Below are 18,273 nucleotides of genomic sequence, written 5' to 3' on the forward strand. Positions count from 1 at the left end.
CTGTAAGTCTTGGCATCTTGCTTTAGGCTCACAGTGCATTGGTTCTAAAAAAATTCTTTTCTCTAACTGTTTAATCAATTGGGGGTCATGACTTTCGTTTTCAAGTACAGATCACAAAAAAATTTAAAAAATTAAGCTCTCAACCCCATAGATCACTATTCTTAAGCCATTTATACAGCAAAATTTTTTTCAATTTTTTTTAACTTTTCATTAAAAAACCCAGATGAATGATCATCTGGGCTTTAAAGTTTTCAAAAAAAACTAAATTTAAACTTTAGCTACAATAACCATAGCAGGACGCACTACTCGGCCATTTAAGGTAAAACCTTTTTGCATAGTAGATAAAACATGGTTATTAGGCACCTCAGTAGATGGCACCATAGAAATAGCCTGATGGAAGTTTGGATCAAATGGCTGACCAGTTGGATCGATACGCTCCACACCAAAAGAAGACAACTCTTTTAAGAATAAGGTTAAGGTATTCTCAACACCATCAATAGTAGCCTTGGTAGCCTCATTGTTGCGATCAGAGAACTCTAAAGCCTTCTCAAGTGCATCGTAAACAGGCATTAAAGACTTCACAAACTTCTCTAAAGCAAACTTACGCTCACGCTCAACATCTTGGGCAGCACGCTTACGAACATTATCTGCCTCAGCTACAGCACGAACCATTTTGTCATGCTCAGATGCTACAGTCTGCTTTAAAACCTCAACTTCACCTTGAAGCTGGCTTAACTCTTGACGAAGTAATTCGCTCTCATCCTGGCAAGGCTCAGCCTCAACAAACTCAACGTTGTTATCATGATCCTCTAGCTCTTTTGGATCCACATTGGTGCTGACATTTTGCTCATCTGGATTACCATTAGCATTAAATGCAGCTTGGTTTTGAGCATAAGTTTGAGCCATACGAGCAGCATAGTCAGTTTGCTCTTGGCTATTACCCTTGCTAGCCTCTAAAGTAGAAATAGCATCTTCAACGCTTTGTTGTTTCTCTAAATCTGACATCGAAATGTTCCTGCACAAATTAACTTGCAAAAAATAATAATTTTAGTGCTACTTTTTCCTCAACAACTCTTGCTTATCAATAAGGCTAGGCAATGCTGAGGAAAAAACAGCACTGAATAATAGCTCATATGGGGACTATGCCTAGCAATTTCAAGCCAAATAATAAAAAACTTTTGCTTTTTGGTACAATGAGCTAAATTTTTCTTAGCTAGAAAAAGAAAATTCAAATTTTTCTCTAAGTTAAATACTTTATTATATTGACCTAGAGAGCACTACTCTAACTCCTCATTTAGGAGATAGGTTGTAATATTATATTTTCCCTGAACGTACAAGAGGAGTTGGCCGCGATTCCTCAGGCGAACAAAGTCGCATGTTTCCTCGCGGAGTGTATTTTTCATGAAATTTAGTAAAAAAATTTTATCTATCTGCGCTATTACACTAGCAAGCACTGTTTTTACAGGTTGTGCTTATCGTGTTGATTTAAAGCAAGGCAACTTTGTTGAACAAGATGCAGTGAACCAATTACGTCAAGGCATGACAGCTGAGCAGGTGCGCTATATTTTAGGCACCCCTATGCTCACTGACGCTTTTGATAATACCCGTTGGTACTATGTTCACTTTGATCGTCGTGGCTGGACACGCCCTGATATTGCTAACTTAGTGTTAGTTTTTGAAGGTCGTGTCTTAAAAGATATCGAAGGCGATTTTAAAAAGCCTGATAACTTCTATAGCGGCAATGAAAGTATTCAGAAAATTGATTTTGCTGATATGGAGCATGTTGCTACTACCTACCCAACTATTAACCAAACAGTGGTTCAAGATGGCGTAGATAATACTCAAGAATAATAGTATTAACTATTTTCATTAAGCGGCTCTTACAAGAACAGTAGCCCACTTATTACACAACCAAAAGCTTGTGGGATTTCCTACAAGCTTTTTGTTTATTAAGACCAATTTCTTGGGAGAAAGGTTAATGTTATACCAATTGAAATTAACTTTAGCTTTGATTTTAAGCTCCACTATTGTACTTAGTGGCTGCTCAATTAAAGATGAAACCTCACAAGAAATTAAAGTACAAAGACAAGAGCTTATTAACCCAAAACCTAAAACTAAAACCCAGCGTTTTATCAATTTGTGCTCTGAGTGTATTTTAGGCGACCTAAGTAAGCTTGATGAAATTGTTGCTACTTATCAAAGCTCTTTTACCCCAAAGACTAACTATCCTAAAGGTGCTTTCTTATATCAAAAGATTACCCCTACCCTAGCTTTTGAGCGCTGTGCCCAAAAGGCTATGCTTTTAGGTGATAATAGGGCCTTTAATGCCATGTTTATTCGCCAAGGCAAAATCGCCCGCACCGCTCGCTATTTCTATGCTACTAATAAACCTACTCAAGGTGCCTTCTGGCTACAACGCATTATTAATGTTAAAGGTGAAATGGATGGTCTTGAAGTAGCAGGTAGAGTCTTTATTCAGGATATTAGAACTATTGGCATAGGTGTGCGTTTGTTAGAACAATCAGCCCGTTTAGGCAATCGTAATGCTCGCCAAATGCTTATGGGATTAATGAACCCAGGCTCAGTTTATTACCAACAGCTAACTAAAAATAGCCTACATGAAGACGAAGACGATCAATCAGCAGAAGCCATCGACCATTTTGACTCCCAAGTTGACGACCCCGACCAGGATCAGGCCAAAGGCCAGGCTCCTGGCCACGCCAACGGCAAAGGCCACGCCAACGGCCAAAGCCTTGCTAAGAGCGCAATCCCAGTCAAAAATAGCCAAGCTAAATCCCAGCCTATCTTAGATGATGAGGACAATGCTGTACTCTTTAACAGTGCCCTGCCGCTTACTGATAGCGAGGTTAATAGCAAATCTAAAATTGAGGAAGTGCAAGGCGGTCAAATTTCCCTTTACAATAGCCAGAGCCAAGAGCAAAGTGCCAACAAGCAAAAAAACTCTTTAGATTCCTTAGCTCAGCCTAAAAATATGGGCCTTGGCTATACCGAAACAGCTATCAAAGCCAATAATCAGCTCCAAGATGCTACTACCTCTGTTAACAGCCAAGAGCAAAATGCAAGCTTACTGAACTCAACCGAGGCCACTATCAGCGCCCTAGAATCTCCAGATCCAGAGTTGGATATGCCGCTTGAGCTCTATGAGCAAGACCATGAAAGCCACCAACAATCACTAAAGCAGCAAGAAGAAAAAGCTACAGCTGATGGCAGCATTATTAAGGCCCGCTTTGGCGAACAAAGAGCCAAAGACCGTGAAGCCAAGCTTAAGTCCCTAGAGCAAAAAGCCCTTGAGGCCAGCCAGGCTGCTCAAAAGAAAGCTCAAGAGGCTACCAACTCTCAAGGTAAGACCACTCCATCTGAGCCTTAAGCTCTTGCCTTAGCAAGTAAGAGCTAGCTTGCCCCTAACATTACAGCCACGGGGCAAGCAACCACCACTTACTCATCCTTGGCCACTTTAAACCTAACCACCATTTTAATGGCTGTCATATAGCCCCCAGCACTACACTGCTTAGCCCTGCCAGCCACAGCTAAGCATGCTGCATGGCACTGCTTAGCAAGATGCGCACAGCAAGGTGCGCACGGCAAGTGCGACAGTCTAAGCTACGTTCTTAGCCATGGCCTTGGCTAAGGCTTTAGCTAAGGACTAAGCTTTAGCAATTAAGGCTGGCACTAAGTGTTTAGGAGGCAAAATATAGAGGCTGTATGCTGGTGGTAAAAGAATATGGGCAGAGGATTTACTTTTGTGCACTAGAGCACAATTATGAGCCTATTTATGGCCAAAAGCAGGCAGGCTTTAACTAAGTAATGACAATAGTGCTAATCTATACTTTTGTTTTGAGATATTTCTCTTAACACAGATTTAATTTTGTCCCTTTATAATCTTGCTACTTAGTTAAGCTAGAGATTGAAACTTCCAGAGCTTATATTACTTTCTTAGCTAAACTAATTAACACTTACTTGCACTCAGGCATAATCCTAATAATCTACAGCCTTAAGCCTTAAGTGCGCTGATGCTAAGTACATCATAATTTGTATAACACTGGTCTTTAAAGTTGCTTTCTTACACTATTACTGTTTGTTTGTAGCATACCACCTAGCTCACTTATTGAGTTTTTGTGTGTTTGAGCTCTACTTAAAGCTCGTTAACTTATCTCTTTATTTTTTTCTTAAAGGTCTTGGTTATGTCTGATATCAAGAAAATTGATTTAGTACCAAAGGAAATTAGCTGGCTTTCTTTTAATGGTCGTGTACTACAAGAAGCTGCTGATCAGTCAGTTCCTCTAATTGAAAAGATTCGCTTTTTAGGCATTTACTCTAATAACCAAGATGAGTTCTTTAAGGTGCGTGTAGCTAACCTTAAGCGTCAAATCATTATCAACAAAGAGGAAGGTAATGAGACTGAGGCAGTTAAGCTCTTAAAGGAAGTTCAAACCTTAGTATCTCGCTACCAAAGCGACCTGAATCGTATTTATCGTGCCCTTATGCAAGAGTTGGCCGATAACAAGATTTATTTAAGAGATGAAACTGAAGTTACCGAGAATCAAAAAGCTTGGGTTCGTAACTACTTTAAGCGCCATGTGCTCAAGCACATCAATCCTATTATCTTTAAGAATAAGATTGATTTAGTTCAATTCTTACGTGACCAGTACACTTACTTGCTTATTCGTATGACAGGCAAGGAAGTGCATCACGCTTTATTAGAGATCCCATCTGATGTAGTGCCACGCTTTATTAGTATGCCTACTCAAGAGGGTGAGACCACCTTAATGTTCTTGGATAATGTTATTCGTATTGGTTTGGATGACATTTTCAAGGGCTTCTTTGATTACGACACTATCGAAGCCTACTCCATTAAGATGAATCGTGATGCTGAGTACGATTTATTAGGTAATGTTGATATGTCCGTGTTAGAGAATATGTCTAATTCTCTAAAGCAGCGTTTAAACGCTATGCCTGTACGCTTTGCTTACGACAGAGCTATGCCTAAGGACATGGTTGCCTTTATGACTGAGGAGCTCCATTTGTCAGACATTGACTCCTGTATGCCTGGCAATCGCTATCACAACTTTAAGGACTTTTTATCCTTCCCAAGTGTTGGCCCAGATAGCTTCGAGAATCCTTCTTTATCACCTATTTTATCTACCGCCTTTGATAATCACATCAATGCTTTTGATGCTATTTCTAAGAGCGATATTCTCCTTTATTATCCATACTACTCTTTTGAGTACTTTACTGAGTTTTTACGTCAAGCTTCCTATGATCCTAAGGTTACTGCCATTAAGATCAACATTTATCGTGTAGCTCGTAATAGCCGTGTAATCGACTCTTTAATTGATGCTGCTAATAATGGTAAGCGTGTTACTGTAGTAGTGGAGTTAAAGGCTCGTTTTGATGAGGCTAACAACATTCGTTGGGCTTCCCACTTAACTGATGCTGGCGTAAAAGTTCTCTTCGGTCTACCAACCTTAAAGATTCACTCTAAGCTCTGCATTATCTCCCGTAAAGAGGGTGATAAGACTGTACGCTATGCCCATATTGGTACTGGCAACTTTAACGAAAAGACAGCTAAGATTTACACCGACTTTGCTCTCTTTACTAAGAATGAAACCCTCACTCAAGAGGTTCATAACGTATTTGACTTTATTGAGTACCCATATACTCGCCCACGTTTTGATAAGCTCTTAGTATCCCCAATTAACGCTCGTCAGCGTATTTACGCCATGATTGATCGTGAAATTGAGAATGCCTCTATGGGTCTTCCATCCTATATCAACCTCAAGGTTAATAACTTGGTTGATGAAGGCTTAATTGAGCGTCTTTATAAGGCCTCTCAAGCTGGTGTTAAGATTCGTGCCATTATTAGAGGCATGTGTAGCTTACGTCCAGGCGTTCCAGGTTTATCTGAGAATATCTACATTACTTCCATTGTAGATCGCTTCTTAGAGCACCCACGTGTTATGATTTTCTGCAATAACAATAATGAGGAGCTTTACATTTCCTCTGCTGACTGGATGACTCGTAACCTTGATTACCGTATTGAGGTTGGTGCCCCTGTATTGGATCCTGCCCTTCGTGAGCGTATTCGTACCATTTTCAAGATCCAAGAAAGTGATAATCAAAAATCTCGTATTATTGATGCTGATCAGACTAATGAGTATGTTCCTTATAACCCAGACTCACCAAAGATCCGCTCTCAAATCGAGATTCACCGCTACTTAAGCAGTGTTGAGACTAAGCTTAGCGAAGAGCTCAAACAGCAACAGCTCCAAACTAAGCTTGATACTGCTAAGACCACAGCTAAGAAAGCAGCCCCTGCTAAAGCCGCTGCCGCAACTAAAAAAGCTCCAGCTAAAGACACTCTTATTCCAACCAAATAGCAATAGTCTATAAGCTTTAGTCCCATATAAAAAAATCCCTGCTAAACATCAAGCTTTAGTCAGGGATTTTTTTATGCCCAAACAGCAACACTCACCACACTAACCTGCACCTCTAATCCCAAACTACCCCAGCCCCTGCCGTTCATGGCACTGCCGTCCATGGCTCTTCTGTCCATGCTCCTGCCAACTTGAGCCCTGCTGCATGTAGCAACATGCATTCAACTAGTCCCATGTCAGGCAATGCCACGTCAGAACTCAACAGCAGGTCATGCTGTGCAAGGCTTGGCTTTGCTTTGCTTTGCTTAGCTTGGCTTGGCTTGGCTTGGCTTGGGAAATCCTATCTAAAACGCAGCTTGCGTCCTGCCAATAAAGACATATTTCTCTGTCGATCCCATTAGTAATTTGCGCTAAAATTTGCCACTAAATTGCTTTTTTTAGCTACAACCACAATTATTTTTCTTTGCATGGGTATTTTTCATGTTTGACAGTTCCTCTTCCTTGGTTTTACTAGTAGTCGCTATCATAGCTTGCGCTATAGCTGCTGTATTTGTTAATCGTTATTTATCTTTAAAAGAAAAAGCATCTAAGATTCAGTCTGGCAGTAGTGAGCTTGATATTAATATCATTGAACAGGCAACTTTATCTAAATCTTTACAAGAGCAAGTAGAAGATCTCAAGGCTGAACTTGATTCTATCGAGCATCAATATACAGTACATAAGGAAAATGCCACTAGCGAAAAGCTCTCCTTGGTAAAAGAGATCTCCAATCTTCAAACTGAATGCCAAAATCTCAAAGAAAAGCTTACTGAGCGTGAAGAGTATATTCATACCTTACAAGAGCAGCATAATAAGGCTTTAAATGAAACTAAAAGCATGCATGACAATACTATTAAAGAACTTAAAGAAGGTTATGCAGCCCAAACTAGCACCCTCAAGGAAAATATTAAGAAGCTGGAAATTGATTTAGTAGGCAAAGACGTTGAAATTAAAAAGATCAACGAACGCCTTCAAGATAGCGTAGTAGAGCAAACCGAGCTTAAAAGCCAGAATTCCACTTTAGAACTATTAAGACAAGAAGATCAAAAGCGTTTTGAGCAGGCTCAAAATGAGCTTGAGCATCGTCTTAATACTATGAGTGAGAAGATCTTAAAAGAGCGTAGCGAATCATTACAAAAGGTTAATAATGAAAGCATGGTGCAAATTATTAATCCTTTGCAAAATGAGCTTAATACTTTTAGAAATTTAATTGCTAACACTCAAAAAGCCAATTCTGAGCAGGCAGGCATTTTACAAAATGAGCTTAAGCACCTCCATGAGGCGCAACAAAACTTAGGTCTACAGGCCCAAAATCTATCTAAAGCTCTGCTACAAGGCAGCAAGAGCCAAGGTATTTGGGGTGAACAACAATTAGAGCTCTTGCTACAAGCATCTGGTCTATCCAGCGAGCAAAACTACATAAAAGAGTGCTTTGCTACTAATGATCAAGGCGATAAAGGTAGAGCTGATGTATTAATTGTACTGCCACAAAATCGTGGTCTAGTCATTGATGCTAAATGCTCCCTTACTGCTTATACCGAATTATGTAATGCGCAAAATGACAATGATCAAAAAACCTATGATCAGGCATTATCACGCCATATTGATTCCATTAAAAAGCACATTGATGAGCTTAGCAAAAAGAAATATCCTGAGTTTGAACGCTATGGCAGTCCAAACTTTGTCTTTATGTTTGTGCCTATCGACCATGCTTTAGCTTTGGCTTTGCGCTCTAATGACAAACTTTACAGTTACGCTCAAGAGCTCAATGTCTACTTAGTCTCCCCATCATCCCTACTTCCTGCTTTACGCATTGTAGGAAACTTATGGGCTTTAGCTAATCAAGGCAATAAGTATAAAGAGATTGTTAAACGAGCTGATTTGATTTACCAAAAGTGCTCTAAAATCTGCAACGATTTTGAAGGCCTCTTAAAGATTAGAGACAGCCTCAATAAGAACATTGATGGCATGGCCACCTCATTGTGCCAAGGCAAGGGCAATTTACAAAAGATGCTCTCTGACTTTGCCAAAGATGCCCCAGCTCTAAGCCAAAACGTCTTATTAGAGTTTAAGCCTAACTCAGAGTCCAATAAAATTTTAGTTAACGAAATCATTGTAGACCCTGCCTCCACCACCCTTGAGGCCCCAGACACTAGCAGTGCTAGCACCACTAGCGCTAGCGATGACAGCGAGACCCAAAAGCCACGAGCCAAAACCACTCGTACTCGCAAAACCAAGGCTAAGAAAGCAGAGCCTGCAACTGAGCCAGCTCCAGAGCAAGAAGCAGTCCCAGCTACAGAGCAAGCACTTGCTGTAGAGCCTACCCAGGCCCCAGTTTTAGACCCTGCCCTAGTTCCTAGCCAAGAGCAAGAGCTAGCACCAGAATCTCAGTCTCAGTCTCAAGCTCTAGCTACAGCTACAGCTCAAGCTACAGAAGAGCCTAATGAGCCATCAGCTACTGAGGCTACTGCTTAAGGACAAGACTAGGCCCAAGGCCCAATATCAAAGGCCCAAGCCGCAGAAGGGGCTTGAGGCTTAAAACAAAAAAAAGCGCTGACTTAAGTAATTAAGCAGCGCCTTTTTTGTAATTACAGGAACTAGATCTTGTTTGCAGGTACTACCTGAATACAAACATCCATTCTCTTACGAACTGGACTTGGGATAACCTTCTTTAATTGGAAGAGCTCTAATAGCTCTGAGGCTGAGTGCTTAGAGCGATACTCAAGCTCAGATGGGAATAAGAAGATTAACTCAAAGAAACGTACTAAGGAGTTATCTGATAATGTCAGCTCCTGAGCCTTCTTATCAAAAGCACCTAAGGCAGTTAAGATACCACCACTAAAATCGGTACTTGGGTGCAGAGGCTTACCCTTAGCAAAAGAATAACCAAAGCCAATAAACTCATCAGTAGTTAAAATGTAGTTAATTAACTCACATAAAGTATTAATTGGCCATAAGTTGTAAGACTCGCTATTGGAAAACTCCCACTCTTTTGGCAAACATAAAGCAAGCTCGATACGGCTATTAGTAAGCTCATCTACTCCTGCTGGAACTTTAATTTTCTTACCAGCTAAGCCCTTAGTTAAAATTAAGTTGAATGGGCGCTCCTCAGTTGGTGGTACATTGATAAGCTCATAACGATCAGTCTTAAAAATGATTTGATACTTACCAAAGTTTAAACGAATGTGTTCATCTAAGGTGATCTCATCATCCTTACTTAAGGATAAGTCGTTATTATCAGGATCAAAGGATTCACATAAAGAAATCATGCGCTGGATAGTTGGTAATAACTTATCCTCAGTGCCAAACTTAATAAACTTTAAGGCTCTTTGCAGACGCAATAAAGCATCATTAGTTAATCCTAACTTAAATAAAGCATAGCCCTTATAGAAAAGATAAGTAGCATGATCTTTACCAGATAAAGCATATTTATCTAAAAGAGCATTAGCGCTTAAATACAATTCCTCATTAGTACATAAGGTATTGGTATTAGTACTATCCTGAGTATTAGCAGTATTGATGTAGGCACGAGCTAACTCTAGAGCTAAATCATAATCTAAGTTCTCTACCATAGGGCTAAGCAATTCAATAATGCCAATAAAGTCATCAGCATTATAAAGCTCATTAACTTGCTTTAATAACGCAGCCTTATCAAGATCTGCCATTGGAATATCTCCATCCAAAATTAGTTAAAAAATAATATAAAAAACGCTTATTTGCGCCCCCAAATACGAGGAAAGAAGCGCGGCACACGACTTGAGTACTGTGCAAACTCCTCAGGAAATTCTTTCTTTAAACGAGGCTCATCCAATACCACAGCAGCAAAGTAAGCAAATAGCATAATACCAAATGGTAATACCAGAGAGCTCAATGAATTAAGAGCACAGGCAAAACCCATATAGTACAAGAATACACCTACATGCATAGGATTACGACAAATAGCATAAGGGCCAGTAGTTACTAAATGCTTGGTTTCCTTCATCATTTTAACTGGACCTAAATTGCCAGCACCACCTTCGCCTTTATGTACTAATTCATAATTAGACCATACCGCAAAGAATAAACCTACAGCTGAGGTTAAACCACCTAAATACAAAGTAGTGCTATCCTCAACTAAGAAAGTCATAGGAAAATACGTGGCAATTAAATACATTATGGTGGGGCCAACGAAAATAAAAGCAAAGAATCCTAAAGCATAAATTGCTTTTTCTCTAAAACTAAACATCTAAACTCACTCCTTAAGCTTTTTTCTTTTCTATCCATCCTAAACAAATTTTGGCTATGACCAAATTATTTGAATCTTACCAATAGTTTAACAGCACCGACTCATTATTAAACACAAATGAGAAAGCCCCGCAACTTGAGCTTAAAAAAGCCAAGGCAGGGCTTAATATTTTATCTTAGACTAAGTCCCAAGCTATCCTTACAAGGCAAGCTTGGGCTGGAGCTATAGCCCAGCGCTAAGCTTAGGCTTGGCGCTAAGCCAAGCTATAAGCTTGGGCTTAGCGATGCAGCTTAGCGTCTGGCCTTAGCTTGCTTAGTTGCTTGTTCTAAGAGTTGGGCTAAGACATGGATTGGGTGGTTAGCACGCTGGTTTTCCATTCTGTGCACTTGAGAGCGGCAAGAGAAGCCTGTTACCAAACATTGAGCAAAAGGACGGCTCTTAAAGTGCTCTTGCCAATTTTGCTCATATACCACACGGCTTTCATCTTGATTAGCCTTCATATGACCAAACAGACCAGCCATACCACAACAAGCAACAGGAATAGGCAATAAGCGTAAATTAAAGTGAGCTAAAACCTCTTGCCACATTTTTACTGATAGAGGCACTAAGGCTTGCTCAGTACAGTGACAGAATAAATAAAAGTCAGAGCTATAGTCGCAAGGAGCAATATCCTCACTTTGGGTGTGAGCTTGGCTAAAAGCTAAACGCTCCTTGGCAGCAGGAGACTTAGCTTGAGCAATAATGTTATTAAGCTCGTTAATAAACATTTGCTCTTTACGCTTAAACTGCTCACTTACTAAAGCCTCTTTGAGCCACTCCTCTGGTAAGAGCACCTTAAATTCAGGGCAATTAGGAATTAAGCTTGGATACTCATCACGATAGCAAATGGTTAAAGCAGGATCAAAACCTACTAAGGTTAAGCCCTTGCTATATAGACTAGCTAAGCGCTCAGCTTGCTTGCGGCCCTCTTTGATAAAGGCAGCACGGGCACCACGGATCACTAATAACTTGCCATTGGTGTATGGCTTTAAAATAGCTACCCTAAAGCCCATTAGTCTAATTAATTTGGCCAAATCAACCAGACCATCAGCTTCATACGAACCAGTAAAGGCATTGGCTACCACAATAACATCATAATGAGCAGCCTTTGCTTGCGCCTCTTTAATGCTCAAAACAGCAATAGCCTCATCATTGGCCTGCTGCTTTAAGGTACGCTCATTAAATTTAGGTAAATCCACAAATTTAAAGAGCTTATCCATAATGAGCTTATTTAAAGAAGATTGCAAAATAGCATTGGCAAACTTTGGACGTAAAGCTAACCATGGATTAGTACGCTCAGCATTCATGCACAAAAAGTCCATGCTTGGACGTAAATAGCGACTGTAATAGAAGTTTAAGAAGCGTGAGTTAAGCTCAGCTGAGTTAACATGAGCAGGACATTGAGTCTTACAAGACTTACAAGATAAACAAGTAGCAACATGTCCTAAATACTCATGATTAAAATCTTCCTTATCAAAGATAGTATTGTAGGTACGCTTAACTAAATTGCCCAAATAGGAACAAGAGTTGGCAAACTTAGCTCCTAAAGAGGCGTTGTCTTGAGTAGCTGAGCTTAATAATTGCTCCTCAATGGCATTAATATCAACCTTACGCTCCTCCATCAAGCGTAACCACTCTCTCATCAGTCCTGAATAGCCCTTAGGGGATTTGACATGATCTTTAGAGTAGCGATAGCTTGGGCACATTAAAGAAGCTCTTTGATAGCTAAAGCATTGACCATTACCATTACAGTTTAAAGCACCCTCAAAAGAAGTACGCACCTTAATATCGATCTTGCGGTCAAAGTCGCCACGCATAGGGTCATCTAGCGCTACGAGCTTATCTTTTTCATTGCCCCAAGGAACACAAATCTTGCCAGGGTTTAAGATATTATTAGGGTCAAAAATAGCTTTAATTTGACGTGCTACAGGGTAAAGCTTGCCAAAGAAGACCTCGCCATAGCAGGAGCGATAGCCTCGGCCATGCTCGCCCCACATCTGGCCACCATACTTTTTAACCAGTTCAACTACACCATTAGAAATAGCTACTAATTTTTGCTTATCTTCATCAGTAGTTAAATCCAATGCTGGTCTTACGTGCATTAAGCCTGTATCAACGTGACCAAACATACCGTAAGTCACATTCATACTATCTAATAGCGCACGAAATTCTAAAATATAATCAGCTAAGTTCTCAGGAGGAACTACTGTATCCTCAGTAAAGGCTACCAGCTTTTTAGCACCAGCAGCTGATCCTAATAGACCTACTGCCTTTTTACGCATGCCATAAACAGCAGCAATACCCTCTTTGGTATCAACAATTTGAGCACCTAAAATACCCATATGGCGCTTTTTAGCTTCTTTTTGAGTTTTCTCAAAAAGCTTAACCATCAGAGCCTTATCAGCTTCGACATCGTAGCCGTTAAACTCAACAATATTTACACCACTAATAGTGGCATCAGGCACCTCAGTAATGTAGTTTTGTACTGTGAGCCATACAGGATCTTTTTTGGCTAAATTTAAAACTCTAGAATCTACAGTTTCTACTGAAAAAGCACCAGCCTTAATCAAGACATTGGCATGACGTAAAGCAGAGTCGAAGTTTTCATACTTGACCACACATAAAGCACGGTAGCTTGGCTTTAAAGTAAGGTCAATCTTAGCCCCTACTAAAGTAGCTAAAGTACCCTCAGCACCACAAATCAAGCGGGCTAAATTTAAAGTATCTGTGCTCTTATCGTAAGCGTGGAATAAGTCATAACCTGTTAAGAAGCGATTGAGCTTAGGAAAGTTTTGTTTAACCTCATCAGCATGCTCTTTTAATAAGGCATAACACTTTTGGTAAATCTCACCTTCTAAACCAGGGCGATTGAGGCACTCTTTAAGCTCATCTTTATTAACTGGCTTAAAGGTACATAAACTACCATCACGCAATACCACCTCAACCTCTAAGATATGCTCAGAGGTACGGCCATATTTTAATGAACCTTGTCCAGCAGCATCATTAGCAATCATACCGCCAATGGTGGCACGTGATGAAGTAGAGAGCTCAGGAGAGAAAAATAGCTGCTCTTTGCCTACTAATTCATTAAGCTCATCTTTAATTACGCCACTTTGTACCCAAATAGTACGGTTTGCAGGATCAAAGTCAGATACACCCTTCATATGACGGGACATATCAATAATCACGCCCCTACTTAATGATTGGCCATTGGTGCCTGTACCGCCACCACGAGGAGTAAGCACAATAGATTTAAATTGAGGATCATTAGCTGTTTTAAAAATGGTGACTACATCATGCTTATCACGAGGAAACACCACAGCCTGAGGCATTTTTTGATAGACAGAATTATCAGTAGCTACTAATAAGCGAGCAGCATAACGATCTTCAATTTCACCTTTAAAACCATGGTCAGCCAAGGCTTGTAAAAATTTGGCGTAATTGGCTTCAACCTTATCTAAATTAGCAACTCTAGGAATAATTAAAGTCATAAAAAAGAGCCTATTATGTTTTGAGCTGGATTAAAAAGAGCTAATAGAATAAGACTTTACTTACAGATTAGCAAAGACCAAACACTAAAATCTTTAAGCTTAAAAGCTAAGGATCTTCATTATATAGTCAATTACAGACAGTCTTTTTCATTGCGACTTTTTTACGATTTTGCTCAATTTTAAGGCACAGTTACAGCTAACTTACCATGTATTGCACTAAAATAGACCAAAGATATTTTAGCCATAAAAAAAGCCCCTCTACAGTCAATATAGAAAGGCTTTTGTAATACGTCTGTACAAGGAAAAAATTCTAAATTTTACATACCTTGTGGGCCACGTGGAGCTGGAGCTTGTGCACCACCACGCTCAATAGGAACAATCTTCTTAACTTCGATAGTAGTGCTTAAAAAGTCTTTATCAACCTTACCCACGATATCAATTAATTGACCCTTGGAAACAAATGACCAATCGCGATCATCATCTAACTCAACCTCAATAGAGCCAGTAGCATCGGTAAACTCGTAACGCTCGTGGCCTAAGTAGTTGGTTAAACGACCACGTAAAGTTACCCATTGATCATCATATGCATTCTTAGAAACAGCGGCTACAGTGCCAACGTTTGGATTATCAAAACCTTGTGGGCCTGATGGATGTGGACCATGACCAGCAAAAGCAGCAGCACTTACACCTAAAGCAGCAGTTACAAGTAAAGCATTTAAAAGTTTCATAATTCTTTCTCCTAAGCCCCTCATAATTATTTAAGACAAGGGTGTTAGTATTTGTTTAATTGTTGTTAGTAAATTTTAAGTAAAGCAATAATTACTTAGCTGGGGTGGCTTCTTTTACTTCGAGCTCAACGGAGTTAAGATCACGATCTACCTTTGCATAAATGGTAATAAGCTGATCCTTACCAATGTGAGACCAATTGCGGTCATCATCTAACTCTACAGCGATTTTGCCAGTGCTGTCTGCAAACTCATACTTGTCATAACCTAAGTAGTTAGTGAGCTTACCAGTTAAAGATACATATTGATCGTCATAGCTGTTCTGAATAACATCTTGTACTGTGGTTACAGTGCTACCTGGGGCTGCAAAACCAACAGGATTAGATGGTTGTGCTTGTTGCGCACCAAAACCAGCTGGGGCATTTGGAGCAGCAAAAGCAACAGAGGAAGCTAAGGCTAAGGCACTAGCACTAACGATAACAGCTAACTTATTCATAGGACAGCACTCCCTTTTAAAAACTTTAACTTAAATTACGAACCACTCCTTTTATCACATATAAACTCACATATTAAGGAAGCAATCTATCTTGCTAGGTTCGTTGCTTGGTATGGTTATATTTAAATATCTTCTACTTAGCTAATACTTAGCAATGTGCCTCAATGAATCTATTTATATTGATAATTTACTATCAATAATGGTGCTAAGTAGCAATCGAAAGCCATCTTTAATCTTTAAAATAATTTTTAAAAATTTTTAAATTTTCAATTATTACAGCTTCTGCACCCTTAACTTCTTATGAGCAGATATACACAAAATTAAACTACCTGACCAAACGACAAAACTTAAGCAAAACATGATGAAATAAAGCTTTTATTGCCAAACAATGCCCAAAACCCCCTAAGTTTGCCCTACTTTTAAAAAAAACAAGTTAACTTAGCGTATTTTTCCTTAGCACAAAATTAGTAACTCAAATACTTAATCATTCTTTTACGCCCTAATGCCCCTTGAACTAAATCCCCTCAACTTTAGACATTAGCTGAGTAGGTAATCTACAAATTTACTGCCCTTATCCTTAAAAAAAACCTAAGACTCAATATGTTGCTTTGACCTTGGACAAGGTACATGTACTTATTTAAATTTTGCCCACATGCGTAATCTATTTAAGGAGTCTTTAGACTAAATTTTCATTAAATACTTATTGCTAGAGGCAGGCATTTGAGGCTTAATTTTGCTCTCTTATTGAGCACCTAGAATATTTTCAGATCCATGGTCTAACAGCACTATAGTGACTAAACTGTGTGCTAAAACTGTGATTTATTACTAATTTTGAGTAAATTTAGCCCTTTTATGATGTAGGTTTAATCACAAATTCAAGAGAGCATAATATAATAAGCCGTTATTATGTTGTGCACTGTCTGATAACAATTAACATTTGCAGGATTTTAGTTTAAGTATTTCCTAGATATATTAAACTGTGATATAAGCACGCCTGCTTTCATATCTACTTAGGTATTATTAGTTTTACCAATTAAAGCTTTTTGCTATGTATTAATTGCTTTAATTTTCTATGGGCCTATGTTTTAGCAGATCAGCTCAGTTTTCTTTTCGACATATTTTTTGGCATGAGAGTGTAATATGGATTTTAAAAGTAACAAGCCTTTAATCATTATTTCAGGCGCATTGACATTAGCTATTATCGTTATTGCTATTCAATTGGTTTTCTTATCAATTAACGTTAAGGCTCAAAAAGACTCTCTTCACACCTACTCTACCGCCACTGATGTTCATTCCATGCAAAACCGTATGGTTAATATGGAAAATAACTTACTTGATATGTCACGTGAGCTTGAGACTTTACGTGCTGAGTATGGTCGTCTCAACGCTGAAGTTAGCGCTATGCAAAACGTTGTAGGCAAGACAGGCAATGATTATCAATTCTTACAACAAGAATTAACCAATTTTGATAACCGTATTGGTAACTTAGAGCGTCACGCAGCCAATACCGAATACGTAATTCAGAGCATGGAGCGCTCTATTCGCAATCGCTAGCACTACAGTAGTCACTATCGTGCCTACATCGATTGCTAAAAAACAAAAGACCCAAAGGAGTCAAAACCTTTGGGTCTTTTTAATGGCTCAGCCTTCCTGCCCTGCCACCCTACATTCCTCCAGGCAAACCATTTCCCCAGATCCCAGCCCCAACCACAGCCCCAATTCCAACCTCAACTCCAAAGTCATAGCAGCAACTGCTTGTGGCAATCAAGCTTAGCCGTGCGCCTTCATGCTCATCACGCTCAAGACTTCCTAGCACCTAATATGAATGCGCCCCCATAATCAAAAGCAAGAACTCGTGTAGTACCAATAGCTATTAGCCATTTGTTGCCAACCTCTTTAGCTACTAAATTAATCATGAGCCTACAGCGTCCATTAAACGAGTAATGGCAAAGCCAGCTCCCAACATAGCTCTAGCTTGCCCTACATAGCATTGCAGCCTTTACTGCATGCGCTGGAGCACTTGGAAAGGCACTTGTAGTGCTGATAATAAGAAGCTACGTATGCTTTGGTTAACCAAGCAATATAAGCGATAGGCCCTTGTAGTGTGAATGACTGCAATGATTGACTGCTAGCAGAGCTAGAAGAAATAAGTTTTGATAGCAATGCTGACACTGATGCAGATGCTGAGATTTGAGCTGTAGCGAGAACTGGAACTGTAGCTGGAGCTGTTTGGCTGGCTGTATGGTGAATGGGAGATCAGGGAAAAGTAGAGAGGAAAGGTAGGGCTCGTTGATTTTTCTAACAAGAAATTTTGTATAGCCCAAAAACAAAAAAAACACCGAAGAGTTAATCTCTTGGTGTTATTTGATGGTGTATGGTAGCTATGACTGGAATTGAACCAGTGACCTCAGCATTATGAGTGCCGCGCTCTAACCAACTGAGCTACATAGCCACACCTGCCAATGGCTGGGGTACAAGGATTCGAACCTTGGAAATGGCGGAATCAGAATCCGCTGCCTTACCGCTTGGCTATACCCCAAGTTCTTAAGGTTGATTGGCAGGGGTACCTGGGCTCGAACCAGGGCGTGACGGGATCAAAACCCGTTGCCTTACCACTTGGCTATACCCCTAATCAACTTTCTTAAGAGTTGTTGTCGTCGTGACAACGGCGCTCATTATAGCGAATCTAAAATCACAGTCAACACTTTTTTTCTAAATTTTTAACTTTTTTTTAAATTTTTTCCTGGGAAAAGACTAAAAACCACTCATAACTGGCTTTTTTATCTTATTTTTAACATTTAAAAAAAGTTTAACAAAAATGCACTTTTTTATAGTGAAAAACCATTCTCTATAGCTTTAGAGC

General features: G+C 39.6%; 11 protein-coding genes and 3 tRNA genes. 5 read left to right on the plus strand and 9 right to left on the minus strand.

The features are described from left to right. Nucleotides 1–267: 267 nt before the first annotated feature. Entirely contained in the window at nucleotides 268–1,005 is a 738-nt protein-coding gene (gene grpE / locus MXE38_RS02805) for a nucleotide exchange factor GrpE (RefSeq protein WP_246911075.1), read from the minus strand. Between the two features lie 396 nt (nucleotides 1,006–1,401). Here grpE and bamE point away from each other — a divergent pair, with 396 nt between their 5' ends. The 4 genes from bamE (at nucleotide 1,402) to rmuC (ending at nucleotide 8,909) form a co-directional block, all read left to right on the plus strand. Beyond that, nucleotides 1,402–1,851, plus strand: a complete 450-nt coding sequence (bamE, locus tag MXE38_RS02810) for an outer membrane protein assembly factor BamE (protein WP_246911076.1) — start codon at nucleotides 1,402–1,404, stop codon at nucleotides 1,849–1,851. A 127-nt stretch (nucleotides 1,852–1,978) separates the two neighbouring features. Continuing rightward, nucleotides 1,979–3,388, plus strand: coding sequence for a hypothetical protein (locus MXE38_RS02815; protein ID WP_246911077.1), 1,410 nt, complete (start codon nucleotides 1,979–1,981; stop codon nucleotides 3,386–3,388). Nucleotides 3,389–4,202: 814 nt separating this feature from the next. Next, a complete protein-coding gene (gene ppk1 / locus MXE38_RS02820) occupies nucleotides 4,203–6,398 on the plus strand; it encodes a polyphosphate kinase 1 (protein WP_246911078.1) in 2,196 nt (731 codons plus the stop codon). A 477-nt stretch (nucleotides 6,399–6,875) separates the two neighbouring features. After that, entirely contained in the window at nucleotides 6,876–8,909 is a 2,034-nt protein-coding gene (rmuC, locus tag MXE38_RS02825) for a DNA recombination protein RmuC (RefSeq protein WP_246911082.1), read from the plus strand. Nucleotides 8,910–9,031: 122 nt separating this feature from the next. Here the strand turns inward: rmuC and MXE38_RS02830 are convergent, their stop codons facing one another. The 5 genes from MXE38_RS02830 to MXE38_RS02850 all read right to left on the minus strand — a co-directional run bounded on the left by MXE38_RS02830 (nucleotide 9,032) and on the right by MXE38_RS02850 (nucleotide 15,410). Then, nucleotides 9,032–10,099 carry a suppressor of fused domain protein gene (locus MXE38_RS02830; RefSeq protein ID WP_246911084.1) on the minus strand — a complete coding sequence of 356 codons (1,068 nt, stop codon included), beginning with the start codon at nucleotides 10,097–10,099 and terminating at the stop codon, nucleotides 9,032–9,034. Nucleotides 10,100–10,146: 47 nt separating this feature from the next. Next, nucleotides 10,147–10,659, minus strand: coding sequence for an isoprenylcysteine carboxylmethyltransferase family protein (locus MXE38_RS02835; RefSeq protein ID WP_246911086.1), 513 nt, complete (start codon nucleotides 10,657–10,659; stop codon nucleotides 10,147–10,149). Between the two features lie 290 nt (nucleotides 10,660–10,949). Beyond that, nucleotides 10,950–14,189 (minus strand): FAD-binding and (Fe-S)-binding domain-containing protein, encoded by a 3,240-nt coding sequence (locus MXE38_RS02840; RefSeq protein ID WP_246911088.1) that lies wholly within the window; start codon nucleotides 14,187–14,189, stop codon nucleotides 10,950–10,952. Between the two features lie 317 nt (nucleotides 14,190–14,506). Further along, nucleotides 14,507–14,917: a NirD/YgiW/YdeI family stress tolerance protein gene (locus tag MXE38_RS02845; protein ID WP_246911090.1), complete on the minus strand. Its 411-nt coding sequence runs from the start codon at nucleotides 14,915–14,917 to the stop codon at nucleotides 14,507–14,509. A gap of 91 nt (nucleotides 14,918–15,008) precedes the next feature. Continuing rightward, nucleotides 15,009–15,410: a NirD/YgiW/YdeI family stress tolerance protein gene (locus MXE38_RS02850; RefSeq protein ID WP_246911091.1), complete on the minus strand. Its 402-nt coding sequence runs from the start codon at nucleotides 15,408–15,410 to the stop codon at nucleotides 15,009–15,011. A gap of 1,140 nt (nucleotides 15,411–16,550) precedes the next feature. Between MXE38_RS02850 and MXE38_RS02855 the strand changes: the two genes are divergently transcribed. After that, nucleotides 16,551–16,964 (plus strand): hypothetical protein, encoded by a 414-nt coding sequence (locus MXE38_RS02855; protein ID WP_246911092.1) that lies wholly within the window; start codon nucleotides 16,551–16,553, stop codon nucleotides 16,962–16,964. A gap of 821 nt (nucleotides 16,965–17,785) precedes the next feature. Here the strand turns inward: MXE38_RS02855 and MXE38_RS02860 are convergent. The 3 genes from MXE38_RS02860 to MXE38_RS02870 form a co-directional block, all read right to left on the minus strand. After that, nucleotides 17,786–17,862, minus strand: a tRNA-Met gene (locus MXE38_RS02860). Nucleotides 17,863–17,873: 11 nt separating this feature from the next. Next, nucleotides 17,874–17,949, minus strand: a tRNA-Gln gene (locus tag MXE38_RS02865). 16 nt (nucleotides 17,950–17,965) lie between these two features. After that, nucleotides 17,966–18,040 (minus strand) — tRNA-Gln (locus MXE38_RS02870). Between the last annotated feature and the right edge of the window lie 233 nt (nucleotides 18,041–18,273).

Origin of the sequence: Anaerobiospirillum sp. NML120448, assembly GCF_023050945.1 — a bacterium.
GTDB lineage: Bacteria > Pseudomonadota > Gammaproteobacteria > Enterobacterales > Succinivibrionaceae > Anaerobiospirillum.

Excerpts from the sequence above, each read along its gene's own strand:
- rmuC (WP_246911082.1), top strand. The coding sequence starts at position 6,876 with ATGTTTGACAGTTCCTCTTCCTTGGTTTTACTAGTAGTCGCTATCATA.
- MXE38_RS02840 (WP_246911088.1), bottom strand. The coding sequence starts at position 14,189 with ATGACTTTAATTATTCCTAGAGTTGCTAATTTAGATAAGGTTGAAGCC.
- MXE38_RS02830 (WP_246911084.1), bottom strand. The coding sequence starts at position 10,099 with ATGGCAGATCTTGATAAGGCTGCGTTATTAAAGCAAGTTAATGAGCTT.
- MXE38_RS02845 (WP_246911090.1), bottom strand. The coding sequence starts at position 14,917 with ATGAAACTTTTAAATGCTTTACTTGTAACTGCTGCTTTAGGTGTAAGT.
- MXE38_RS02835 (WP_246911086.1), bottom strand. The coding sequence starts at position 10,659 with ATGTTTAGTTTTAGAGAAAAAGCAATTTATGCTTTAGGATTCTTTGCT.
- MXE38_RS02850 (WP_246911091.1), bottom strand. The coding sequence starts at position 15,410 with ATGAATAAGTTAGCTGTTATCGTTAGTGCTAGTGCCTTAGCCTTAGCT.
- MXE38_RS02815 (WP_246911077.1), top strand. The coding sequence starts at position 1,979 with ATGTTATACCAATTGAAATTAACTTTAGCTTTGATTTTAAGCTCCACT.
- grpE (WP_246911075.1), bottom strand. The coding sequence starts at position 1,005 with ATGTCAGATTTAGAGAAACAACAAAGCGTTGAAGATGCTATTTCTACT.
- bamE (WP_246911076.1), top strand. The coding sequence starts at position 1,402 with ATGAAATTTAGTAAAAAAATTTTATCTATCTGCGCTATTACACTAGCA.
- MXE38_RS02855 (WP_246911092.1), top strand. The coding sequence starts at position 16,551 with ATGGATTTTAAAAGTAACAAGCCTTTAATCATTATTTCAGGCGCATTG.
- ppk1 (WP_246911078.1), top strand. The coding sequence starts at position 4,203 with ATGTCTGATATCAAGAAAATTGATTTAGTACCAAAGGAAATTAGCTGG.